Origin of the sequence: Haloarcula halobia (genome assembly GCF_029338255.1) — an archaeon.
In the GTDB taxonomy this organism is placed as follows: Archaea; Halobacteriota; Halobacteria; order Halobacteriales; family Haloarculaceae; genus Haloarcula; species Haloarcula halobia.
The window spans coordinates 2323527-2346570 of record NZ_CP119787.1 but is presented as its reverse complement, the minus strand read 5'-3'; the positions used below and the strand labels follow the sequence as shown (position 1 = coordinate 2346570).

The 23044-nt window shown below is 68.9% G+C and carries 26 protein-coding genes and 1 tRNA gene; 15 read left to right on the top strand and 12 right to left on the bottom strand.

The features are described 5' to 3' along the window. Positions 1-21 precede the first annotated feature (21 nt). On the top strand, positions 22-651 hold the full coding sequence (locus P1K88_RS12420) for a MinD/ParA family ATP-binding protein (protein ID WP_276410497.1): 630 nt from the start codon (positions 22-24) through the stop codon (positions 649-651). A 26-nt stretch (positions 652-677) separates the two neighbouring features. Further along, the gene (locus P1K88_RS12415; RefSeq protein WP_276410496.1) at positions 678-1307 is read left to right on the top strand and encodes an RAD55 family ATPase; all 630 of its coding nucleotides are present in this window, start codon (positions 678-680) and stop codon (positions 1305-1307) included. A 43-nt stretch (positions 1308-1350) separates the two neighbouring features. On the opposite strand, the gene P1K88_RS12410 is transcribed toward P1K88_RS12415, so the two are convergent. From P1K88_RS12410 to P1K88_RS12400, 3 genes are all read right to left on the bottom strand, one after another. Further along, positions 1351-1536, bottom strand: a complete 186-nt coding sequence (locus P1K88_RS12410; protein ID WP_276410495.1) for a hypothetical protein — start codon at positions 1534-1536, stop codon at positions 1351-1353. A 109-nt stretch (positions 1537-1645) separates the two neighbouring features. Beyond that, positions 1646-2653: an FKBP-type peptidyl-prolyl cis-trans isomerase gene (locus P1K88_RS12405; RefSeq protein ID WP_276410494.1), complete on the bottom strand. Its 1008-nt coding sequence runs from the start codon at positions 2651-2653 to the stop codon at positions 1646-1648. A 51-nt stretch (positions 2654-2704) separates the two neighbouring features. After that, positions 2705-3727, bottom strand: coding sequence for a threonine ammonia-lyase (locus P1K88_RS12400; RefSeq protein ID WP_276410493.1), 1023 nt, complete (start codon positions 3725-3727; stop codon positions 2705-2707). 80 nt (positions 3728-3807) lie between these two features. Between P1K88_RS12400 and cyaB the strand changes: the two genes are divergently transcribed. From cyaB to P1K88_RS12380, 4 genes are all read left to right on the top strand, one after another. Then, positions 3808-4353 (top strand): class IV adenylate cyclase, encoded by a 546-nt coding sequence (gene cyaB / locus P1K88_RS12395; protein ID WP_276410492.1) that lies wholly within the window; start codon positions 3808-3810, stop codon positions 4351-4353. A 60-nt stretch (positions 4354-4413) separates the two neighbouring features. Continuing rightward, complete coding sequence (locus tag P1K88_RS12390) at positions 4414-5616, top strand: methionine adenosyltransferase (protein WP_276410491.1); 1203 nt, start codon at positions 4414-4416, stop codon at positions 5614-5616. Between the two features lie 233 nt (positions 5617-5849). Further along, on the top strand, positions 5850-7037 hold the full coding sequence (locus P1K88_RS12385) for a tRNA sulfurtransferase (RefSeq protein WP_276410490.1): 1188 nt from the start codon (positions 5850-5852) through the stop codon (positions 7035-7037). A 27-nt stretch (positions 7038-7064) separates the two neighbouring features. Beyond that, a complete protein-coding gene (locus tag P1K88_RS12380) occupies positions 7065-7613 on the top strand; it encodes a DUF5804 family protein (protein ID WP_276410489.1) in 549 nt (182 codons plus the stop codon). Between the two features lie 144 nt (positions 7614-7757). On the opposite strand, the gene P1K88_RS12375 is transcribed toward P1K88_RS12380, so the two are convergent. Next, the gene (locus tag P1K88_RS12375) at positions 7758-8669 is read right to left on the bottom strand and encodes a PLP-dependent cysteine synthase family protein (RefSeq protein ID WP_276410488.1); all 912 of its coding nucleotides are present in this window, start codon (positions 8667-8669) and stop codon (positions 7758-7760) included. A gap of 137 nt (positions 8670-8806) precedes the next feature. Here P1K88_RS12375 and P1K88_RS12370 point away from each other — a divergent pair, with 137 nt between their 5' ends. From P1K88_RS12370 to P1K88_RS12360, 3 genes are all read left to right on the top strand, one after another. Beyond that, positions 8807-9202: a thioredoxin gene (locus P1K88_RS12370; RefSeq protein ID WP_276410487.1), complete on the top strand. Its 396-nt coding sequence runs from the start codon at positions 8807-8809 to the stop codon at positions 9200-9202. 48 nt (positions 9203-9250) lie between these two features. After that, positions 9251-9592, top strand: coding sequence for a cupin domain-containing protein (locus P1K88_RS12365; RefSeq protein ID WP_276410486.1), 342 nt, complete (start codon positions 9251-9253; stop codon positions 9590-9592). A gap of 61 nt (positions 9593-9653) precedes the next feature. Next, positions 9654-10619, top strand: a complete 966-nt coding sequence (locus P1K88_RS12360; RefSeq protein ID WP_276410485.1) for an NADPH:quinone reductase — start codon at positions 9654-9656, stop codon at positions 10617-10619. An 18-nt stretch (positions 10620-10637) separates the two neighbouring features. Here P1K88_RS12360 and P1K88_RS12355 read toward each other — a convergent pair whose 3' ends face one another. After that, positions 10638-12833: a thioredoxin domain-containing protein gene (locus P1K88_RS12355; RefSeq protein WP_276410484.1), complete on the bottom strand. Its 2196-nt coding sequence runs from the start codon at positions 12831-12833 to the stop codon at positions 10638-10640. Between the two features lie 101 nt (positions 12834-12934). Here P1K88_RS12355 and purD point away from each other — a divergent pair, with 101 nt between their 5' ends. From purD to P1K88_RS12340, 3 genes are all read left to right on the top strand, one after another. After that, entirely contained in the window at positions 12935-14293 is a 1359-nt protein-coding gene (purD, locus tag P1K88_RS12350; RefSeq protein ID WP_276410483.1) for a phosphoribosylamine--glycine ligase, read from the top strand. Between the two features lie 115 nt (positions 14294-14408). Beyond that, positions 14409-15905, top strand: coding sequence for a TrkH family potassium uptake protein (locus P1K88_RS12345; RefSeq protein ID WP_276410482.1), 1497 nt, complete (start codon positions 14409-14411; stop codon positions 15903-15905). 39 nt (positions 15906-15944) lie between these two features. After that, positions 15945-16496: an acyltransferase gene (locus P1K88_RS12340; RefSeq protein ID WP_276410481.1), complete on the top strand. Its 552-nt coding sequence runs from the start codon at positions 15945-15947 to the stop codon at positions 16494-16496. Here P1K88_RS12340 and P1K88_RS12335 read toward each other — a convergent pair. From P1K88_RS12335 to P1K88_RS12325, 3 genes are all read right to left on the bottom strand, one after another. Then, a complete protein-coding gene (locus P1K88_RS12335; RefSeq protein ID WP_276410480.1) occupies positions 16493-17287 on the bottom strand; it encodes a mechanosensitive ion channel domain-containing protein in 795 nt (264 codons plus the stop codon). The two genes, P1K88_RS12340 and P1K88_RS12335, sit on opposite strands and share 4 nt — an antisense overlap. Positions 17288-17289: 2 nt before the next feature. Beyond that, positions 17290-18102: a diadenylate cyclase DacZ gene (gene dacZ / locus P1K88_RS12330; RefSeq protein WP_276410478.1), complete on the bottom strand. Its 813-nt coding sequence runs from the start codon at positions 18100-18102 to the stop codon at positions 17290-17292. Between the two features lie 171 nt (positions 18103-18273). After that, complete coding sequence (locus P1K88_RS12325; protein ID WP_276410477.1) at positions 18274-19305, bottom strand: nicotinate-nucleotide--dimethylbenzimidazole phosphoribosyltransferase; 1032 nt, start codon at positions 19303-19305, stop codon at positions 18274-18276. Between the two features lie 85 nt (positions 19306-19390). On the opposite strand from P1K88_RS12325, the gene P1K88_RS12320 reads away from it, so the two are divergent. Together P1K88_RS12320 and P1K88_RS12315 are read left to right on the top strand one after the other, a co-directional pair. Further along, positions 19391-19615 (top strand): DUF7385 family protein, encoded by a 225-nt coding sequence (locus tag P1K88_RS12320; RefSeq protein ID WP_276410476.1) that lies wholly within the window; start codon positions 19391-19393, stop codon positions 19613-19615. Positions 19616-19702: 87 nt separating this feature from the next. After that, the gene (locus P1K88_RS12315; protein ID WP_276410475.1) at positions 19703-20131 is read left to right on the top strand and encodes a DUF7539 family protein; all 429 of its coding nucleotides are present in this window, start codon (positions 19703-19705) and stop codon (positions 20129-20131) included. Between the two features lie 5 nt (positions 20132-20136). Here the strand turns inward: P1K88_RS12315 and P1K88_RS12310 are convergent, their stop codons facing one another. Together P1K88_RS12310 and P1K88_RS12305 are read right to left on the bottom strand one after the other, a co-directional pair. Then, positions 20137-20736 (bottom strand): DUF5789 family protein, encoded by a 600-nt coding sequence (locus P1K88_RS12310; protein WP_276410473.1) that lies wholly within the window; start codon positions 20734-20736, stop codon positions 20137-20139. Positions 20737-21182: 446 nt separating this feature from the next. Continuing rightward, a tRNA-Leu gene (locus P1K88_RS12305) sits at positions 21183-21266 on the bottom strand. An 86-nt stretch (positions 21267-21352) separates the two neighbouring features. Here P1K88_RS12305 and P1K88_RS12300 point away from each other — a divergent pair. Next, positions 21353-21661, top strand: a complete 309-nt coding sequence (locus tag P1K88_RS12300; protein WP_276410472.1) for a transcription initiation factor IIB family protein — start codon at positions 21353-21355, stop codon at positions 21659-21661. Here the strand turns inward: P1K88_RS12300 and P1K88_RS12295 are convergent, their stop codons facing one another. Together P1K88_RS12295 and P1K88_RS12290 are read right to left on the bottom strand one after the other, a co-directional pair. Then, positions 21662-22150 carry a phosphopantetheine adenylyltransferase gene (locus P1K88_RS12295; protein WP_276410471.1) on the bottom strand — a complete coding sequence of 163 codons (489 nt, stop codon included), beginning with the start codon at positions 22148-22150 and terminating at the stop codon, positions 21662-21664. It lies immediately after the preceding gene. A gap of 108 nt (positions 22151-22258) precedes the next feature. After that, complete coding sequence (locus P1K88_RS12290) at positions 22259-22765, bottom strand: winged helix-turn-helix domain-containing protein (RefSeq protein ID WP_276410470.1); 507 nt, start codon at positions 22763-22765, stop codon at positions 22259-22261. Positions 22766-23044 lie beyond the last annotated feature (279 nt).

The following is a 23044-nucleotide window of genomic DNA, read 5'->3' as shown; positions in this document are numbered from 1 at the left end:
CATGCCGGGACCACACCCGCCATGCTCGCGATCGCAGGCGGGAAGGGGGGCTGTGGGAAGACGACGACGGCGCTGGGAATCGCACGCGCCATGGCGAGGGCCGGGCGACGCCCCGTGGTCGTCGACACCGACCTGGACATGCCCGACCTCCACCGGCGGGCCGGCGTCTCGCGGGCGCCCGGTGTCGCCGCCGCCGCGGACCGGGATGCACCGCTGGCCACCGCGCGGGCGTCGCCCCGGGTCGCCGGCGTCGACGTGTTGCCCGGTGCCGGGGCGTCCGCGGCCGCCCTGGCGTCGGTGCTAGACGCCCTCGATGCGAGTGTCCGCCCGGTCCTGCTCGACTGCCCCGCGGGGGCCGGTCCGGACGGCGCGACGCCGCTGCGCGCCGCGGACCGGTGCGTGCTGGTCTCGACGCCGACGCGACAGAGCCTGCTGGACGCGGTCAAGACGGCGGCGATGGCCCGCCAGCTCGACGCGCCGCCGGCGCTCACCGCGGTCTCGCGGAGCGACGGTGCCGTCGACCCGGCGCCGCTCCTGGGGTCCCAGCCCGCGGTCCACGTCCCCGACGTATCACTACCTCCACTCGAAGCGGAGGAACCGGCCGCACAGTACCGTTCGATGGCGAAAACCCTGTATAGCCGGAATGCTTAATCGTGTGGGTCTACGACCTCTAGTGAATGGTGAACCGGCTGCGAACGGGCATCGAGGTTCTGGACCGGAAGCTCGACGGCGGTATCCCAGCCGGCAGTATCGTCGCCCTGACGGCCGATCCGGCCAGCCAGGCCGAACTCTTCCTGTACGAACTGACGGCCACGCGCGGGACGCTGTGGCTATCGCTCGACCGCACGGCCGAGTCGGTGGTCGCGAGCATCGAGCAGACGCCGGCCAACACCGGCGACCCGACGGTGCGACACATCTCCGGGGAGGCGCCCCTGGACAACGCCGGGAAGCTCGTCTCGGCGCTCCCGGAGACGTCCAACCTCATCGTGGACCCCCTGGACGTCCTGGAGGCCCAGGAGCCCCCGTCCCGGTTTCGCGCGTTCATGAACGACCTCCAGAACCACATCGTCAACACGGGCAGTCTGGCCATCCTCCATTGCCTGGACGGCCGGAGCATCCCGCCGCTCCGGGACACGACGGAGCACTTCGCCGACGTCATCTTCCAGCTGGACACCCGCGTCCGCGGCGACGAGGTGGAGAACCGCCTCGCCATCCCGAAGTTCCGCGGCGGGCGCGCCCCGAAGGACGTCATCAAGCTGGACCTCGACGAGGAGGTCAGCATCGACACGTCGCGCGACATCGCCTGAGCCGGCGCCGTCGTGTCCGTCCACTCCTCGCCGCCGGGCCCGCCTACTCGGCCCGGTCGGGTTCCCCGACTTCCGTCCCCAGAAGCACGATCGTCAGTATCAACGCGCCGACGGCGAGGCCGGCGCCGGCGCCGAACACAACCCGCCCAGTCAGGAGGGTGGCGCCGATGCCCAGGGCCACCGCGGGCGGGACCGAGAACAGCGCCCCGTAGAGCAGCGACGGTCGCATAGGTGCGTCTCGCCCGGGGAGGTGATAACGGTTGGTGGGCAGGTGGCCGACGCCACCGGACGGCCGTCGCTCGGCGGACAGTCGCTCGAAAAGTACCGCGTCGGGTCCGTTACTCCTCGACGTCGTCGATCTCGTCCATGATCTCCTCGGCGTCGACGTCGGCGTCCTCGAGGGCGTCCTCGATGTCGCCCATGCCGCCACCGCCGCCCATGCCGCCCATCATGCCGGGCATGCCCATGCCCATCCCGCCCAGTTCTTCCTGGACGATGATGCGGTCGACGTCGAGCAGCTGGGTGAGCTGCTGGGCGATCTGCTGTTTGCCCATCATCCACTGCTGGTTCATCGTCAGCTGCGGCGTGGCCTCGATGTAGAGCGTCTCCTTCTCGACCTCGACGGTCTCGTACTCGGGTTCGCTCGCTTCGGCGGCTTCGCCGCCCTCGTCCGAGGCTTCTCCCGAAGCCTCGCTCTCCTCGTCGCCCTCGTCCTCACTCTCGACGAGCTGCTCTTCCTCGACGGTGTCGGTATCGAACCAGACGTCGAGTTTCATATCGAGCATGAGGTCGAGGATGCCCTGGGCTTTCTCCTCGCGGTCGGTGACCTCGGCGACGACCTCGTAGTCGTACTCGACGTCCTCGCCGGCCAGCGGGTGGTTGAAGTCGACGCGTGCGCGCCCGCCGATGATGGTCTCGACGTGGCCGTGCTCGCCGTCGATGTCGACGTGGCCGCCGGGGTAGCGCTCGTCTTCCGGAATCTTGTCCTTCGAGACGGTGCGCACCTCCTCTTCGTCGTACTCACCGAAGGCGTCGGCGGCCGCGACGGTGACCGAGCCCTCGTCGCCGACCTCCTTGCCCAGGATGTCCTCCTCGACGTCCGGGAAGATGTGACCCTCTCCCAGGACGATGGTTCGGGGCCCCCAGTCCTGCTGCTCCGTGTCGATGTCGTCCTCCTCCGCGACCGACTCGTCGGTCGTGTCGACCAGCTGGCCGCCGGCGACGGTGCGGGCGGTGTAGGCGAGCTTGACGACGTCGCCCTCCTGAAGCCCGGTCGCTGTCTGTTCGTCCGCCGTGTCTGCTTCTTCCTCGACCGCTTCCGCGTCGGCCTCGGACTCGTTGCTCATACGGAACTGGTCTGTCGTGGCACTCTTAAGGACAACGTTTCGGGGCCGCCGTCAGTCCGGGTCCACGAGCGCGGCGAGTTTCTCGGCGGCGATGTTCCGCCCGGAGACGGGGATGACGACCGTCTCCCCGGCGAGCTCGTCGCCGGCCTGTCTGGCGGCCGCGACGCTCGTCGCACAGGCGCCCTCGATGACGATGTGCTCGTCGACGAAGAGGTCGCGCACGCCCTCGCGGATGGCCGACTCGGAGACCAGGCGGAAGTCGTCCAGCCGCTCGCGGAGCACCCCGAGCGTGAGCGCAAAGGGGACCCGGGTCGCGACGCCCTCGGCCATCGTCTCGACGCGTTCGTGGGGGTCGAGGGTGCCGTCGCGCCAGGCGTCGTGGACGGCCGGCGCCGCCGCGGCCTGGACGCCGACCACCGCCGCGTCCGTCAGCGCGCCGACGGTGAGGCAGTACCCGGCGGCCGCAGAGCCGCCGCCGACGGGGCAGAACACCCGGTCGACCGACGGGAGGTCGTCGACGACCTCCAGGCCGGCGGTGCCGACGCCGGCGACCAGCTTCGGTTCGTTCCCCGAGTGGACGTACCGGGCCTGTCGCTCGGCGGCCAGGTGTTCGATGTGTTCGCGCGCGGCGTCGTAGTCGGGGCCGTGCTGGATGACCTCGGCGCCGAACTGCTCCATGGCGGCGACCTTCTCGGGGTTCGCGTCGGCCGGGACCCCGATGGTCACCGGCACGTCGAACTCGCGGCCGGCCCAGGCGATAGACTGCCCGTGGTTGCCCGTACTCGCCGCGAGCAGGCCCCGCTCGCGGAACTCGTCGTCGAGTGTCGCGACCAGGTTGACGCCGCCCCGGACCTTGAACGCGCCCGTGGGGAGCGTGTCGTCGCGCTTGAGGTACACATCGGCGTCGAGCTCGGCAGAGAGGGCCTCGGAGCGGACCAGCGGCGTCTCGGGGAGGTGTCGGCGGACGACCTTCCGTGCGGCGGCCACGTCGGCCGTCGACGGCGGCGTCAGGTCGTGATAGGGGAACACTGTCGTCTCGTCCGGCGATTCGACAGGGGTGTACCGGCCGTCCATACCACCCCTCTCGGGGCCGGGACAGTAAATCACGCGGTCGGAGCGGACCGCTTTTCAGCGACCCGACCCCACCCCGTGGCATGTACGAAGTCGAAGTGAAGGTGCCCGCGGACCTGGAGCGAGTCGGGCGCGCCCTCGCCGACCTCGGGGCCGAGCAGGCGGGTGCGGTCGTGCAGGTGGACACGTATTACGACGCGCCCCACCGGGACTTCGCCGAGACCGACGAGGCGTTGCGAACACGTGCGGAGACCCGTGACGGCGAGACGACGGCGAAACTCACCTACAAGGGGCCGCTCGTCGACGACGAGTCCAAGACCCGCGAGGAGTTCGAGACCGTCGTCGCAGATGCGACCGCGACCGCGAACATCTTCGAGCGGATGGGCTTTGCCCCGGCAGCGACCGTCCACAAGGACCGGCAGTTCTACCGGTACGACGGCTACACCGTGACGCTCGACGACGTCGAGGACGCCGGGGAGTTCGTCGAAGTCGAGGCCGAGACCGACGAAGACGGCGTCGAGCGCGCCCGCGAGGGCGCCTACGAGGTCTTGCGCGCACTCGGCCTGAACCCGAACGACCAGGTCCGCACCTCCTACCTCGGGATGCTGCTCGATGATGCAGACGAGTAATCATCGCTGGGCGAACTGTTCCCGTAAGTTATAGAACCCACCGTAGCAAAGGCACGCGCAATGACCGATCGGAACATCCACGTCCAGCCCGAACACGGGCTGGCAGTCGAAGACCAGGACGTCGAGATCGTCGAGCGGAAGGGAATCGGTCACCCCGACTCTATCTGCGACGGCGTCGCCGAGACCGTCGCACGGGCGCTCGCACAGGGCTACATCGAGCGCTTCGGGAAGGTCCTCCACTTCAACACCGACGAGACCCAGCTGGTCGCCGGAACGGCCGCACCCGCCTACGGCGGCGGCGAGGTGCTCGAACCCATCTACCTCCTCATCGTCGGTCGCGCGACCAAGACCTACGATGGACAGCGTTTCCCGGCCGAACGCATCGCACTCGAGGCCGCTCGCGGCTACCTCGACGAGACGTTCCCCCACCTGGACGCCGAGAGCGACATCATCGTCGACGTCCAGCTGGGCGAGGGCTCGGGCGACCTCCAGACGGTCTTCGGCGAGGAGGGTGCCGTCCCGATGGCCAACGACACGAGTTACGGCGTGGGCCACGCGCCGCTCTCGGAGACAGAACAGATCGTCTACAACACCGAACGGCGGCTGACCGGCGAGTACGCGGCCGACAACCCGGTCGTCGGTCAGGACGTGAAGGTGATGGGCAAGCGGGAGGGCGACCACGTCGACGTCACCGTCGCCGTCGCGATGATAGACGAGCACGTCCCCGACCTGGAGGCCTACAAGGACGCGGTCGAGGACGTCCGCGAGTACGTCCGGACGCTGGCGACGGAGTACACCGACCGCGAGGTGACCGTCCACGTCAACACCGCCGACGACTACGAGGAGCAGTCCATCTACCTCACCGTGACCGGCACCAGCGCCGAACAGGGCGACGACGGCTCTGTCGGGCGGGGCAACCGCGCCAACGGCCTCATCACGCCGAACCGACCGATGAGCATGGAGGCCACCTCAGGGAAGAATCCCATCAACCACATCGGGAAGATATACAACCTCCTCTCGACGGAGATCGCTCACTCGGTCGTCGAGGAGGTCGACGGCATCCGCCAGCTCCAGCTGCGCCTGCTCTCCCAGATCGGCTCGCCAATCGACCAGCCACACGTCGCCGACGCGATGCTCGTCACCGAGGACGGGGTCGAAATCGGCGACATCGAGGCCGAGGTCCGGGCGGCCGTAGACGAGGAACTGGCGGCCGTCACCGACGTCACCGAACAGGTCATCGAGGGCGACGTCTCGACGTTCTAAGTCGGCTGTACGCCACCAGTCACGTCGCCGGTCGGGACGCGGACTCCTGCCGCGATGCGCACCGGTTCCCGGCCCCTCGGCGGGGTCAGATATGCCACGAAGACTTGGCGGAGTGCACGGGGGAGGTGGCGGAGATAGCGGGCCACCTCGAGGCCCACGGGGTGACCGAACCGGTGACGGACGGTCGGCACGGAAGCCGACACGCATTTACCTCCCATCCAGGTACCTCGGGTATGCACCCGTCCGACGCCGACGTGGTCCTCGTCCGGCACGGCGACATCGGCGTCAAGAGCGAACAGGTCCGCCAGAAGATGGAGACCAGACTCGCGGCGAACCTCCGGGCCACGCTCGAGGACCGGGGCGTCGACGGCGACGTCAGACAGCGGCGCAACCGGCTGTTCGTCCACACGACCGAGCCCGAGGGCGCCACCGCGGCCGCGGCCGACACGTTCGGCGTCTCGTCTGCCTCGCCGGCCGCGACCGTCGACCCGACACTCGAGGCTATCTCCGCGGCGCTGGCGGGGGCGGCGCGCGACCACTACGACGGCGGGGCGTTCGCGGTGCGGGCCAGACGGGCGGGGCCCGACGACGCCCACCCGTTCTCGAGTACCGACATCGAGTCCGAGGGCGGCGCGGCGGTCTGGGACGCGATAGCGGCGCTGGGCGAGGACCCGGTCGTGGACCTCGAGGACCCGGACCTCGAACTCTTCGTCGAGTGCCGGGAGACGGAGGCGTTCGTCTTCCTCGAACGTCGCGACGGGCCGGGCGGGCTCCCGCTGGGGAGCCAGCGCCCCGTCGTCGCGCTGGTCAGTGGCGGCATCGACTCGCCGGTTGCCGCGTGGCGCCTCATGCGCCGTGGTGCCCCGGTCGTCCCGGTCTACGTCGACCTCGGCGACTACGGCGGGGTCGACCACGAGGCCCGCGCGCTGGCGACCGTCGAGACGCTGGCCGACTACGCGCCGACGGTGGACCTCTCGACGCACGTCGTCGACGCGGGCGACGTCGCCGCCGACCTCGACGTCGAGATGGGCGAGTTGCGGATGCTCGCGCTGCGGCGGTTCATGCTCTCGGCTGCCGAGGCCGTCGCCGAGGACGTCGGTGCCGTCGGCGTCGTCACGGGCGAGGCCATCGGGCAGAAGTCCAGTCAGACCAGCGCGAACCTCGCCGTCACCGACGCGGCGACGACGCTTCCCGTCCACCGGCCGCTGCTGACCGCCGACAAGCCCGAGATCACCCAGCAGGCCCGCGAACTCGGGACGTTCGACGACGCGACCATCGACGCCGGGTGTGACCGCCTCGCGCCGTCGCTCCCGGAGACCGACGCCTCGCTCGCGGCGGTCCGCGCTGCCGAACCCGACGACCTCCTCGAACGCGCCAGGGCGGCGGCCCACGACCGGTCGGTCGTCCCCATCGAAAGGTAAATCTCCGGGGCGGGCGAGGGCACAGCCATGACGCAGGTCTGTCTCGTCGGGAGCGACGACGTCAACCTCCGCTACGAACTGCTCTCCCGTGAGACCGCCCGGAACGCGCTCGCGACCTACGACCTGCAGGAACCGTTCGAGAACTGTCTGGCCATAGAGACGGTGAGTCTGGGCGCGGCGGTGGCCCTGCTGAACGACCTGAACTGGTACCTCGTCCGGTTCGTCGACGCCGCGTTCGTCCGCGAGCCGTCGATTCACGAGACGGAGTGGCTCTCCCGGGACCTGGCGACGGCCGTCAGGGACGACGCGGTCAGCCCCGACGAGACGGGCCGGTTCCTCACGGTGTACGGCGTCGTCAGGGACGCCGGCGACGATGACGCCGGGGAGGGCAGTCGCGACGACGATGCGACGGCAGACGGGCCACAGGCCGAGGACCCCCCGGTCCAGGAGGGGCCACCCCGCCTCGTCGAACCGATGCTCGTGACGCGGACGGGCGACGGTATCCCCGAGTACGACCTGCGAGCGGTAGACGACACGCTCGTGGTCAGAGTCACGGAAGACGAGTTCGGCGCGTGACCGCGGCGCGGGTCCGGCGGTCATCGGGCTGGTGGCGTACGAGGACGCCGGAATCCGCGGCGTCGTCAACAGCGACTCAGCGGCGATGCACGCCCGGGCTGCCGATCAGTACGAGGCCCACAGGGAGTCCGCGACCCGCCTCGACTAGTCGAACATCCCCGTCGACATGTACCGCTCGCCGCTGTCCCAGAACACCGTGACGACGAGCGGGTCCTCGACGCCCGCCTCGACGAGCCGTGCTGCGACGTCGTAGGCAGCGACGTTCGACGCGCCGGAGGACTGGCCGACGAGGATGCCCTCCTCGCGGGCGAGTCGACGGCACTCGGTCTCGGCTTCCTCGAGCGTGACGGTCACCACGTCGTCTATGAGATCCACGTCGAGGTTCTCGCTGACGAAGCCCGGCCCCATCCCCTGGAAGCTGTCCTCGCCGGTCCCCGGTTCCATGCCCGAGAGCACGGCGTTGTTCTCGGGTTCGACCGCGACCACCTCGAGGTCCGGGTACGCCTCCGTGAGTCTGCGGCCGGTCCCCGTGATGGTCCCCCCGGTGCCCACGCCCGCGACGAGCGCGTCGACGGTCCGGTCGCCGACCTGGTCGACGATCTCGACGCCGGTCGTCTGGTAGTGGGCCGCCGGGTTGGCGGGGTTCTCGAACTGCCGCAACTGCACGTACCCGTCCTGCTCTGTGAGTTCGTCGGCGCGCTCTTTCGCCGCCGAGATGTCCCCGTCGACGAGCTCGATGTCGGCGCCGTAGGCCGTCATTATCCCGCGGCGTTCGGGCGACTTCGAGGACGGCATCACGAGGACGACGTCGTAGCCCTTCGCGGCCCCGACCATGGCCATCCCGATGCCGGTGTTGCCGCTGGTCGGTTCGACGAGCGTGTCGCCCTCGGCGAGCGTCCCCTCGCGTTCGGCCCGCTCTATCATGAACCTCGCCGGGCGGTCCTTCGCGGACCCGCCGGGGTTGAACGATTCGACCTTCGCGGCGACTGTCGCGCCCTCGGGCGCCCGCACGGAGACCAGCGGGGACCCGATGGTTTCGACGATAGACGCGTCCATTGGCGGGACGTACGCCACCCCGACTTAAACCCCTAGTGGCACCGCCAAAGCGTGTGGGGAGTCACGGGTCTCGGCAGTGTTTTCCGACGGCCCGTCAAGCCGGACATTTCAAGCCCCTCGGTGCGTTATGCGTCACCATGAACGAGACGGAACGGCTCGAGACGATGGAACCGAACCCCGTGTGGGTCGCCGACGCCTACACCGACACCGTGGACACCCTGAGCGAGTACGGCGATGTCCTCGTCTTCCGTGTGTGGGGCGGCGACTGGTGCAAGGACTGCCGGTCGCAGCTGCCCGACTTCGCGGCGGCCCTCGATGCCGCGGACGTCCCCGAGGGGAACGTCCACCACTACCCGACAGAGAAGGCCGGGGACGGCTCGAAGACCGGCCCCGGCGTCGAGGCGTACGGCATCGAGTACATCCCGACGGTGATCGTCGAGTACGAGGGCGAGGAGGTCGCGCGGTTCGTCGAGGACGAACCCGTCCCCATCGCCGTCTACCTCGCCGAGCGAATCGCCGACGCCCTCGAGTGAGCCCGGCGCCTCGGATACTATTTTCACGGTGGGTCTCACAGGAGGGGTATGAACGTCGTTGCCGACGATTCGTTCGAAGAGGTCGAGGTCGAACCGGGCGTCTACCTCGCACAGCTCGCGGGCGGCGAGGAGATGAGCATCCAGCACCTCCGGATGGAACCCGACGCGCTCATCCCGGAACACAGTCACCACCACGAGCAGGTCGGGTTCGTCTACCAGGGCGAACAGACGTTCGTCCTCGAGGACGGCGAGGCGGTGACCGTCGGCCCCGGTGGGTCTTACCAGCTCGCGAGCCACGAGGTCCACGAGGTCGAGAACCGGGGGGACGAGGAACTGCTGGCCGTCGACATCTTCAGTCCACCCCGGACCAACCCGGACTGGATGGAGTGAGCCGCGGCCCGCGGATACTGGGCCGCCCAGTTTTATGTCGGGTCCACGTCTCTCCCCGGGCATGCGAGCCGTACGCCTCGACGAACACGGCGATACAGACGTACTGAGTGTCGAAGAGACCGAGCGACCGGAGCCGGCGGCCGACGAACTCCTCGTCGAAGTCGGCGCCGCGGGCGTGAATCCCGTCGACACGTACTTCCGGGACGGGTCGTACACGCCGGTCTCGCTCCCATTTACCCCGGGCGTCGACGTCGCCGGCGTCGTCAGCGCCACCGGCGACGCAGTCTCCGGGTTCGAGGCGGGCGACCGCGTCTACGGGACCGGCATCGGGAACGGCTCCTTCCAGGGGGCCTACGCCGAGTACGCGACGGTCCCGACGGACCGGGTCGTCCACCTGCCCGACGGCGTCGACATGGCGGAGGCCGGCGCGGCGGGCGTCGTCGCCGTCACGGCCTGGCGCGCGCTGGTCGACCACGCGGGCCTTGACCCCGCCGAGCGCTGCCTGGTCCACGGGGGCTCGGGCGGCGTCGGCCACGCGGCCGTCCAGATCGGTGCGGCGGTCAGCGCGCGCGTCGTCACGACGGCGGCCCCCGAGTACCACGAGACGCTCGCTGACCTGGGGGCCGAGTCGGTCCTCGACTACGACCGTGACGACCTGGCGGACGCCATCACCGAGGCGTCCGACGGCGGCGTCGACGCGGTCCTGGACCACCGCCTCGACGACTACCTCCAGCTCGACGCCGACGTGGCGAACACGGGCGCCCGCGTGGTCGGCATCGGGGAGAACCGGCCCGACCCCGCGTTCACGAACGACGGGGCGGCCCGCTCGAAGGACGTCAACTACCAGTTCATGAGCATGTTCAACACGCCGGACCTCCGGGTCCCGCTTCGCGGGGTCGCCCACCTCATGGACACCGGCGCGCTGTCGATAGAGATCGCCCGCTCGTACGACATGGACGAGGCGGCCGAGGCCCAGCGCGCGGTCATGGCGGACAGCTTCATGGGCAAGCTCGTCGTCGAGCCCTGAGCGCAGGCCCGCTTCCAGTCAGTTCTGGCCCCACTCCAGTGCCGCCGCCAGGTCGTGTCTCGGCGGCGAGCACGCGAAGTTCCGGCAGGCGTAGACCGTCGGTTCGCCGTCGGCAGGGCCGCGGCCGGCCCATATCGGCGGCGCGTCCTCGAGGCCCAGCGCGTCGAGCCATTCCTCGAAGTCACCCTCGTCGGCCGGCCGCCAGGCGACCAGGCGCCGCGGGACGTATCGCTCGGCGAGCGTTGCCTCCCACTCGGTCGGCGGGCCCTCGACGTCGCCGACGAGCGTGAGTTCGAGCGCCCCCTGCTGGTAGGTATCCGTCGCGAGCGTCAGCGAGGCGTGCTGGAGGGGGTTCGAGGAAACGCGGTCGGCGTGGGTCCGGACGACGGCCTCGGCCACTGACTCGAACCGGCCGTCGGTCGAAACGTGCGAGAGGGCGAGCAGGAGTTCGACGGCGACGCCGGTACTGGAGGGCGTCGACTGGTCGGTCAGCTCCTGTGGCCGGGCGACCAGCGACTCCCCGCCGGTCGGCGTGAAGTAGAGCGTCTCCGCGTCGGCGTCCCAGAACGCCTCACAGATGACCCTCGCCAGGTCGCGGGCGAACGCGAGGTGCCCGACCTCGCCGGTGGCCTCGAAGAGATGCAGGGCGCCCCGCCCGAGGAAGGCGTAGTCCGCAAGGTAGCCGTCGATGGCGACGTCGCCGTCCTTGTACCGGCGCTGGAGGCGGTTCGCCTCCTCGTCCCAGAGGTGTTCGCGGACGAACGAGAGCGCGTCGGCCGCCACGTCGGCGTACGCGTCGTCGAGGACGATAGCGCCCTCGGCGAGCGCCGAGATCATCAGTCCGTTCCACCCCGCGAGCACCTTCTCGTCGCGGGCGGGCCGCGGGCGCGACTCGCGGGCGTCGAAGGCCTGGTTCAGCGCGGTCTGGAGGTGTGAGAGCACTTCCTCCTCGGACAGGTCGAACTCCTCGGCGACGGCGCCGACGGGCTTGCGGACCGCCAGGACGCGTCCCCCGTCGAACTGGCCCCTGTCGTCGACGCCGTAGTACGCACAGAAGACCTCCGCGGCCGTCTCGTCGTCGATGGCCTCGTGGGCCTGCTCGGGCGTCCAGACGTAGAACGCGCCCTCCTCGGTGTCTCCCTCCGGGTCGTCCGGTGGGGCGCTCACGGCGTCGAGGGTGCTGTAGAAGCCGCCCTCGGGGTGCTGGAGCTCGCGCTGGACGAACGCGAACGTCTCGCGCACGACCGACGCGTACCGCTCGGACCCGATGGTCTGGTACCCCGCGAGGAAGGCGCGTGGAATCTCGGCGTTGTCGTAGAGCATCTTCTCGAAGTGGGGTACCGCCCACTGCTGGTCGGTGGCGTAGCGATGGAAGCCGCCGCCGACGTGGTCGTACAGCCCCCGGTCGGCCATCACGTCCAGCGTCTCCTCGACGACGTCGAGATAGTCGCCCTGGCCGTCCGCTCGCGGGTCGCTGCGCTCCCCGCTCTCCGTATCCGAGTCGCTTCGCGACTCGCCGTCGCTGTATGCTCGGAGGAGGGCGTGGATGCGCCCGGTCTGTGGGAACTTCGGCCCGCCGGAGCCCCACCCGCCGTGCTGTCGGTCGGCACCCCGGTGGGCGACGGTGGCCGCCGTCTGAATCAGGTCCTCGTCCGGGTCACCGGGCCGGCCGCCGGTCGCCTCCAGGTCGCTCTCGATGGCGTCGGTCCACTGCCGGGCGCGGTTCTCCATCTCCGCCCGCTGCTCGGGGTCGGCCCAGGAGTTCGCCAGGTCCCGCAACAGGTCGCGAAACCCCGGCTGCCCGCGCTTCTCCTCGGGCGGGAAGTAGGTCCCGACGTAGAAGGGCTCCCCGTCGGGCGTCAGCCACGCCGAGAGCGGCCACCCGCCGCCGCCGGTCACCTGCTGGCAGATGCTCATGTACACGGCGTCGACGTCCGGCCGCTCCTCCCGGTCGACCTTGATGGGGACGTAGTGCTCGTTGAGCAGCTGAGCCGTGGCCTCGTCCGGGAAGCTCTCCTCCTCCATGACGTGACACCAGTGGCAGGCGGCGTAGCCGATAGAGAGGAAGATGGGGAGGTCGCGTTCTTTCGCCGCCTCGAGCGCCTGCTCGTCCCAGGGCTGCCAGTTGACGGGGTTGTCCGCGTGCTGGCGGAGGTACGGACTCTGGGCCTCGTCGAGCCGGTTTCGTCGCGTCGGGTCCGGGCTGTCGGTCATGCCCGTCACTCGGTGGCGCGCGCGGAAAAACGGTCCGACCAGCCGAGCGACCTCGCCGTGAGAGAGCAATACTTACGTCCACGCCCATCCGGCCTACGAACATGACAGAGACTGTGCTGCTCGTGGGTGGCGGCGGGCGCGAACACGCCGTCGCACGCGCGCTGGCCGACTCCGACGCCGCGCTGTACGCCTGTGCGGGCAACCGGAACCCGGGTATCGTCGCCCTCGCCGACGGATTCGAGGCGCTCGATACGACGAACCCCCAGGCCGTGACGACGTACGCCAACGAAGTCGACGCGACGCTGGCCGTCGTCGGCCCCGAGGCACCGCTCGCGGCCGGCGTGGCCGACGCGCTCGACGACGCCGGGGTCTACGCCTTCGGTCCCCAGGAGGCCGAGGCGAGAATCGAGACGGACAAGGCGTTCCAGCGTCGCTTCATGCGGGAGCACGACATCCCCGGCTGTCCCGACTTCGAGACGTTCGAGGACATGGACGCGGCCTGCGAGTACATCGACGCGTACGACGGCGACCTGGCGGTGAAGCCGGCCGGCCTCACCGGTGGCAAGGGCGTCCGCGTCATCGGCGACCAGGTCACCGCCGAGGAGGCCAAGGAGTACCTCCGGACCGCGGACTACGACCGCGTCGTCCTCGAAGAGCGGCTCGTCGGCGAGGAGTTTACCGTCCAGGCGTTCGTCGCCAACGGCGACCTGCGGGTCACCCCGGCCGTCCAGGACCACAAACGCGCCTACGAGGGCGACGAGGGGCCCAACACCGGCGGGATGGGGAGTTACTCCGACGCCGGCCTCGAACTGCCCTTCATGACCGAGGACGACTACACCGACGCCGTCGAGGTCATGGAGGCCACCGTCGACGCGCTCGAGGGCTACAAGGGCGTCCTCTACGGCCAGTTCATGCTCACCGAGACCGGGCCGCGCGTCGTGGAGTTCAACGCCCGCTTTGGGGACCCCGAGGCGATGAACACGCTCCCGGTCCTGAACACGGACTTCCTCGACGTACTCACGGCCGCCCGCGAGAGCGAGTCGCTCCCGCAGCTGTCCTTCCAGCCACAAGCGACCGTCTGCAAGTACGCCGTGCCAGATGGCTACCCGACCGACCCGGAGGCCGGCGCGAAGGTGACCATCGACGAGGAGGTCGTGGCGAGCGTCGTGCGCGACCGAGCCACGGAACAGTCGAGCGGCGACGAGCCGCGAGACAACGCCGGAGAGGCGTTGCTCTTCTACGCCAGCGTCGACGACCGCGAGGACGGCATCTACACGACGACCTCCCGGTCGTACGCCGTCGTCGGGGTCGCCGACACCGTCACCGAGGCCGAGGAGATCGCCGAGGGCGCGCTCGAACGCGCCGGCACGGAGGGCCTGCGCGTGCGTCACGACATCGGGAAGCCCGACCTCGTCCAGCAGCGCATCGACCACATGGACGAGATCCGCGGCGGCGACTGACTCCCGTATCGGCCCGGTCGGACTGGGGGTTCAAGTCCCACCGGCCGGTACGGGGTGGCGTGAACGCGACGCCGGGGTCCGGACCAGTTGGCACGTCCGGGGGAGGGACTCGACGGTGGCGCTGACGTCGGTCAACGTCGGCGCGTCGCTGAACATCGTCGGGTCGATACTCCAGTGGCTTGCCGTTCCGCTCACGGTTCCGCTCGCGACGGCCGTACTCTACGGCGAAGACCCCGTCCCCTACCTGGCGGCCATCGCGGTGGCGCTGGCCGTCGGGACGGCACTCGTCCAGTTCAGGCGCGAGGGGATCTACGACCGCGAGGCGTTCCTGGCCGTCTCGCTGTCGTGGCTCTCCATCGCCCTCGTCGGCGCGATTCCGTTCGTCCTCGAGGGGACCGGCGTGTTCGCGAGCCCTGTCAACGCCCTCTTCGAGAGCATGAGCGGCATCACGACGACGGGCGCGACCGTCGTCAGGGACTTCGGAGCCCACTCGCAGGCGCTGTTGATGTGGCGCCAGGTCATCCAGTGGCTCGGCGGCCTCGGGGTCCTCCTGCTCGCGACGGCGGTCCTCTCGCGGCTCTCCGTCGCCGGCGCGCAGCTGATGGAGACCGAGACGCGCACGAAGAACGTCACGAAACTCACCCCGGCCATCGGCGAGACGGCCCGGATAATCGTCACGCTCTACCTCGGGCTGACGGCCGCGGCGGCGCTCCTGCTCGGCCTGCTCGGCGTGGTCGGCCTCGCGCCGGAGATGACCGCCTTCGACGTCGTCGCTCACGCGTTCACGTCGATCGCGACGGCCGGCTTCTCCCCGCGGGCCGAGAGCATCGGCGCGTTCTCCCCGGCGGTCCAGTGGGCGATCGCCGTCATCATGGTCGTCGGCGCGACGAACTTCATCCTCATCTACGCCGTCCTCCGGGGCGACGTCTCGCGCCTGCGAGAGAGCGACGAACTCCACTTCTACCTGGGGATACTCGGCGGCGGGAGCGCACTCGTCCTCGGCCTGCTCGTGTCCAACGCGACCATCATCGGCGGTCCGGAGGCGTCGGTCCGCCACGCCGTCTTCCAGGTGGTCTCTATCGTGACGACGACGGGCTATGCCTCGACCGACTTCAACCTCTGGTCGGCCGCCGCGAAGAACGTGCTGTTCGTCGGGATGTTCGTCGGCGGCATGGCCGGGAGCACGACCTGTTCGATAAAGTCGCTGCGCTGGCTGCTGGTCACCAAGTCCTTCTGGCGCGACCTCAACGTCTCGGCCCACCCGCGGACCGTCCGCCCCATCCGTCTCGGCGGCGACGTGGTGGACGAACAGACCGTCCAGAGCGTCTACGCGTACACGCTGGTCGCGCTCGTGTTCTTCATCATCGGGACCGTGATGCTCATCGCCGACGGCGAGCGTGCGGGCGCGCCGCTCACCGAGTTCGAGGCCCTGAGCGCGTCGGCGTCGACCTTCTTCAACATCGGGCCCGCCTTCGGCAGGGCGGGCCCGTACGGGACCTACGAGGGGTTTGCCCGCTCGAGCAAGTTGCTGATGGTCCTGCTGATGTGGGTCGGCCGAATCGAGATCATCCCGGTGCTGGTGCTGTTTACCCCCACGTTCTGGCGGCGGTAGGGCGGGGAGTTCAAGAGGGGGACCGTCCTACAGACTGCCGTGACAGCGCGCGACGGCACCGACGACGGGACGGCCTCGGCCGACGGAGAGCGACGCCACGACAGACTCACTCGCCACCGGACGACCGGGCCGCTGAACTCGCTGTACCACTGGACCGACGCGCGCCACCCGCTGCGCGTGATGGCCAACTACGCCGTCATCCTCCTCTGTCGAATCCTCCCCAGCATGCGGCTGAAGAACGTCCTCCTGCGCCGGCTGGGGATGACCGTCGGCGACGGCGTCGCGTGGGGCCTGGAGTCGACGCCGGACGTCTTCTGGCCCGACCACATCACCGTCGAGGACCACGCCATCATCGGCTACGACGCCACGGTGCTGTGCCACGAGTTCCTCCAGTCGGAGTACCGGACCGGCGAGGTCAGAATCGGCGAGCGGGCGATGGTTGGCGCGGGCGCCGTCGTCCTCCCGGGCGTCGAAATCGGCGCGGGCGCCCAGGTCGCGGCCAACTCGCTCGTGGTCGACGACGTCCCGCCGAACACGACGGTGGCCGGCGTCCCGGCAGAACCACTCGGAGAGACAGCAAGCGACGCCTAGTCGCGTATCCGGACGACGCCTTCCCGGAACACCTTCTGGTTGGGGATGACGTGTTCGCGGCCGTCGCTCTCGACGTGGGTGACGAACATGTCGACCTCCTGGACGATGCCCTGTCGGTCGCCGATGGCTATCTCGTCGCCGATGCTGTAGGGTTGGGTCAGCAGGACGTAGACGCCCGCGGCGCTGGCCGCGAGGACGTCCCGAAGCGCCAGGCCGACGAGGAAGACGAGACCGAACGCGTAGGCCGCAAGCAGGATGAGCAGCGCCAGCGTGTCCACGCCCAGCTGGCCCAGCGCGATGAGGACTGCCAGGTAGAAGATGCTGTACTTGACCAGCTCCGGCACCACCGTCGCCTCCGGCAGTTTCACGCTCCGCAGGCGCTCCGAGACGATGAGTTTGGCCTTGTCGCCGGCGATGAGGCCGATGATGAGTGCGAAGGCGGCGATGAAGAGGTCCGGCAGGAACGCGGTAAAGCGGGTCCAGTACGCTTCCGGGTCGACGAGCTGGGCGATGTTCAGCGCGACGGTGATGGCCGTGATGTAGACGAAAAGCGCCGCGAGGTTCGAGACGATGCCTACAGTCGACGTACCGAGACCGCGGGCCGTCCGCTCGAATGGCGTCCCTTCGACGGCGTCGGGGACCCCCAGTTCACGCATGAACTGCCGCAGCGAGCGCCAGACGAGGTACCCGAAGATGGCCCCGACGACGAGCACGGCAAGCGACAGGACGAACGCGCCCTCCGGCGAGAACACGGTCCGGACGAGTTCCGGCCAGTCGATTCCGAACTGCATCGTCAGTACTCCTCTGGGTCCACTTCGATGATGAGCTCTCCGCCTTTGAACGCCCGGACCAGACCATCGCTCTCCGAGAGCACGATCGCGATAGCGTTGGTGTCGCGGGTGATGGCCCCGCCAGCCATGTGGCGGGCACCGAGGCCCTTCGGGATGTCGACGCCCTCAGCGGAGGGTTCGAGGTACCGGTACGCCGAGACGATCTTCCCGGCGTCCGAGATGACGAAGGCACCGTCGAGTCGCGAGAACTCCTTGAGCATCACGTTCACGATGGGGTCCCCGACGTGGACGTGGGACTTCTCGAAGGGGTTGTACGACAGCGGCCGGGACTTGTTCATCACCTTGCCGGCGTCGCCGACGACAAAGAGGGCGCCGACGGGCTTGCCCTTCTGTCCTTTCTTGCCAAGCTCGACCGCGACCTCGAAGACGTCGCGGACGACGCCCGGCTCCGCCCGCGAGTTCACGAACAGGTCGTAGACGCCCGACGGGGAGAAGTCGCTGGTCTCGACGCGTACGACGGTGTTAGCCGTGCCCCCGAGCATGTCGGCCACGCAGACCACCTCCGCCCCCTCGTCGACCACGCCCTGTTCGAGTGCTCCCTCGATGCCAAACCGGACCCGGCCCTCGATGTCGGTGAACTCCAGCGGGAGCTCGACGAACGTCTCCGCGTCGACGGTGTTGTCCGGCGCCACGACCACCACGTCGACGTCGTCGAGCTCCCCGAACTGCTCCGCGTACGAGGCGTTCGGCGAGAACAGGAACACTGCGTCGACGTCTGCGACCACGCCGTCCAGCAGGTCGCGCAACTCGGTCATTGTACCTATCGCCTCGCTTAAGGGGAAAAAAGGTTGCGGGTAGTCTGCCGTCCGGCAGACGCCCGGTCGGCCCGGTCCACGTATAACCGATACAGAATGGGTCGGTCGCGCGCGCCGCTCGTAGGCCACGCGGCCCGCGGACCGGGACGACACAGTCCGCTCCCGTCCCCGTTACCCGTTCCCGCCGGCGGGTGGTGCTCCCACGAGGTCGTCGTACACCGCTGCGAACCGTTCGCGGACGTCTACCAGGGAGACCCCGGCCCGGTCGGCCAGCGCCAGCGCGCCGCCCATCCCGACGCCCTCCTTGGCCTCGCCGGCGACGAACCGCTCCATCGCGACGTGGTCGGCCACCTCGAACCCGGGGTCGGTGACCGTCAGGTCCAGCGACAGGGCCTCCGCGTCGGCCCGGAGCGTGGCCGTCTCGTCGTCGGCGACGTAACTCGTCGTCGCCAGGCCGAGTCGCCCCTCGTACCCGCCGTGTCGGACCAGCGCCGCGACGGCGAGCTGCTGGCTCCCTCCGGCCAGCGTCACCGCGGTGTCCGTCTCGACGGCCCCCGCCGTCAGGCCCGCGAGCGTCGCCAGCACCGGGTCGCCCATCCGCCGCAGCGCCCGCTTCGGTTCGCCCGCGGCGTCGCCGGCCTCCATGGAACTCGCGGCGAGCCCCTCCGCGACGACGGCCTCCTTCTGTTCGACCGGGTTCTCGGGCAACGACGAGGACACCATCGAGGTCTCACCGAGTGCCCGCAACACCCCCAGCGCGGTCGTCGTGCCGCCGGGCACCGACTCCGCGAGCCACAGCTCGTCGGCCGGGAGCCGCCGACCGAACTGCCGTGCCGCCTCGAATGCTCCGTAGGCCGACGGCACCGGGTCCTGTTCGGCGACGTCCTTCCCGGGGCGCGCCCCCACGGTGACCGTCGGCGCGCCGGTCCGTTCGGCCAGGCCCCCGTCGACGACGGCCAGGTCGAACCCCAGCACGTCACGCACCGCCCGCGTGACGAGCGCCGGCGTCGGGCACCCGCTGGGGCTGACCGGCACCGTCTCTGTCCTGACCGGCCGCCCGTAGGTGACCAGTTCCGCGTCCGCCGCGGGCGTGATCGCCATCAGGTCAGGGTCGGCACCTGCGGCGCTGATTCCGTCTCGCCGGGCCGTCTCCGTCGTGCCGGCGACGAGGACGAACCTGATTCCGTCGGGAACTCGGCGCATGTGGTCGTGAGTTACTGCAATCGGACTTGAACGCGTCGGTGCCGGCCAGCGTATGTTTTATACGCTCGGCTCCCGCCGCTCTACTATGGACGACTTCGAAGAGCTCGTCTCCTCGCTGACGCCACGCGAGGACAACGAGGCCATCAAGTCCTACCAGAACACCACTGCTGTCGCCTGTCCGGCCTGCGAGAAGCCGTTCGACGACATGGTGGTCTGCAAGCAGGACCTGACCTCCCTGGAGATGGACTTCGAGATGGACCTCTGTACGGGCATCCACGATGGCAACGTAGTCCTTTTCACGCACAAGTAACGGCCGGCGAGTGAGGCGAGGAACCACGAGGGGGTCGGCCGGAATATTTGTAGATACGTTGAAATGGGTAGGGCATGAGGTAGGCGTATGGAAGAAATTCACAACGAGCGACAGGTCGTGCGCCGAGCGCAGTCCCACCTCGACGAGTGGACGAGGAGGGCCCGGAGACAGGCGTACGCGGAACTGTTCGACGGCCCGGACCCGGTACTCACCGAGGCGGAACGGCAGCTCCTCGATGCGCTCGACTCCGAACTCGAGCGGGCGGGCGGCGACGGCGTCTGGGGAACCGACCAGTACGGGATTCACACGGGCGCCCCGTCGAACTCCACTTCGCCGCTGAGCGTCGTCTGCGTGTATCACCCACAGATAACCAGCGACTCGGTCCTCAGCGGGCACGACGACCTCGACGACGAGACCGAAGAGCGCCTCAACGACGCCCTCTGGCGCTACAGCGAGCACGTCGCCGCGCTGGTCCAGGACCAGCTCGAGGAGTTCGTCGACCGGACCCAGCGCTGACCGACCTAGATCCCGAGCCACTCGTCGTTGCGGACCGGATACCCGTTGGCTCGAGAGAACTCCGCAGCCCGCCGGCGAACCGCCCTGGACCCCGGGAGCGCGCCGTCGGACCGGAGCTGCTCGACAATCCAGTCGCCGACGACTTCGAGTCCCTCGTCGTCGTCGTCGGGGGTGACGGCCTTGAGCGCCCGGAGCGTCTTCTCGTATCCCTGCCGCTGTGAACCCTCGAGGCTGACCCCCTGCATCGAATCGGTCACCTCGACGATCCGCTTTACCGTCCCGGCGACTGTCGGGCGCTGGACCAGCACGCGCACGGCCTCGGGCGACTCGAACAGCTCTTCGTCCGTATCCGCGATCAGTTCCTCGACGGTGTATGTTCCGTCGGGCGCTTCGATGGCCTGGTCGCCGACCGCGTCGACGATGTCCGAACCGCTCGCGGGGAACGACAGCGTCTCGAGTTCCAGTACGACCTCGCCGAGTTCCGACTCGTCGACCGCTGGCTCCGTCTCGTCCGCGCGTTCCAGCGCGTCGTTCATTGCCCGCTCGCGCTGTCGCTTGTCTGCGTCCCGTGCTTGTTTGTCTCTGCCGCGTTTGTCGTCAGGCATCTGTAACGTTACCCTCTCGAGAGGGATAACCCTATGGTCGGACCCGCGAGCGCCCGGTGTCTGACTGGCCCCACACGGTCACTGCAACTCCGGGAGAGCAGCGACTCTGTGTGCCGTTCGTTCGTAGAGAACTGCGCGGGACCGGATTTGAACCGGATGAAGACTCGCTTCGCTCGTCTCCCAGGGTTCACATCGGTCCTGCTCTTTGCTCACTGCGCTCGCTCATGCGCGGGACCGGATTTGAACCGCCTGAACTTCGCTCACTGCGTTCGCTCGTTCCGTGCTTCAAATCCGCTGGCGCAGACAGGTCTCTCACGTCTGTTCGAGACGGTATGCGCGGGACCGGATTTGAACCGTCTGCAGACGGTCGCTCGCGCGCTGCGTCTGCCGGGGCTCAAATCCAACTGACCGCGCACTCTCCGCTCACAATATGGTTCGCGGAGAAGTGCGCGGGACCGGATTTGAACCGGCGGACCCCTACGGGATAGCGTCCTAAGCGCTACGCCTTTTCCTGGCTCGGCAACCCGCGCGCACCCGTCAGTTCCCCCGAGGCAGCCAAGAACCCTTCGCTTGCGGGCGACGAAGGTTTACGTGACCCGGCGACGAACTCCAGAACATGTACCGTGCGAGCGACCGGGTGGAACACGACGAGTGGCTCTCGGACATCGAGACGGCGGCGGACAGTCTCGGCCTCGGGACGGCGGCCCGGTCGCACGCGGTGGACCTCTTTCTCTCGACGATTCCCGACGAGGACCGGTCCAAGCGGGCGACGATGGCCGCGAGCGTCTACGTGGGGGCGCTGCTGGCAAGCGAGGAGCGGTCGCAGTCCGCCGTCGCCGAGGCGACGGGCGTCTCCCGATTGACGATTCAGCAGCGCTGGAAGGGGTTGCTCGAGCGTGCGGGCCTCGAGGCGCCCGACTGGTAGTTACGACGGCGTCCCGCGCCCCTCTCGGTCGGGCGTGACGTTGCCGTGCTGGTCGATCTCGCCTTTGACGATGCGCGTCGAGGAGATGATGTCACCGTCGTCGGCCAGCACGTGGTCGACGACCTCGATATCCAGCGGGTCGTGGCCGCGTTCGGTGCGGATCTCGTTGATTCGCTTCCCACCCGTCTCGGTCTCGGGCGAGACGACGAGGGCGTCGAACTGTGGTTCGGTGGCGATGCCGGTCGGTTCGTCGAGTTCGCGGATCTGCCACTCCCGGCCGTAGCGCCCGGCCAGGTCGGTGAGTTCATCGGCGAGCTCGGTGCGGCGCTCGTCGAACGACCGGATGTGTCGCTGGTCGTGACGCGTCTTCGGGGCGAGGTCGTCGCTGGTGAGGCCGACTGTCACGTTCCCCAGTTCGAACGCCCGTTCGAAGAGGGCGCGGTGCCCGTCGTGGATGGGGTCGAAGGTCCCGCCCAGCGCGACTTCCATACACCGGGGAATGGCGGGGTCGGATTTAGTGGTGTCGACTTTCTCAACCCTCGTCACAGCGTCGCACGAGCGCGGCGCGAGACGAACGCGACGCGATGCCGTCCGTCCTCACTCCTCGGCGTCGTCCCGGTCTTCGTCGTCGGCGTCCTCGACCGAGATGGTGACCGGTTCGTTCCCCGAGTCGTACTCGTCGTGGTCGCCGCCGAGGTAGTCGTCCAGGTTGAAGACGGTGTTCAGTTCCGTCTGGACGTCGCCGACGATGGCGTCGACGAGCTCGCTGGGTGCGATTGCACTGTACTCGTAGGGATTGTTGCCCGCGCCGTCGCTCTCTCGCTTGGTCCGTGTCACCTTCTTCTCCTCGTGGAGTTCGGCCAGTGCCTCCCTGACCGTGCTGGGGTACAGGCCCGTGCCGTCGGCGACCTCCTCGCTCGTGCTCTGTGGATGCTGCCGCAGGTGGACGTAGATGCGCGCCCGCGTCTCGGTGTCCAGCACCCACGAGAGCAGGTCGACGATGCCCTCGTCGAACTGTTCGACCGCGCGGTCGGCCTCCTGTTCGAGTCGTTCGCGTACGTCGCCGCTATCCCGAAGTTCGTCGTCTGTGTCGTCGTCGGACATGCGTTGTCTCTGTAAGGACGGAAGTTCTGTCGAGGTAAAAATCCTTGCCTCGTATCGGCAGGACGCAGGGACCGGGCCGCGCTACCAGCTCTCGGCGACCGACGAACGGGTATTCTCCAGGGAATATAGTTTATAAAAACTCCCGAAATCGGCGTCCTGCTATCGCCGCTGAAACCGTCCCTCGGGTATTACCTCACTGTAGACGGTATTTAGAAGCGTCGGACGATTCGACCTGCGCTCGGCCCCGTTCGTCCGGTGGCCGGCCGGTCTGTCCACTGG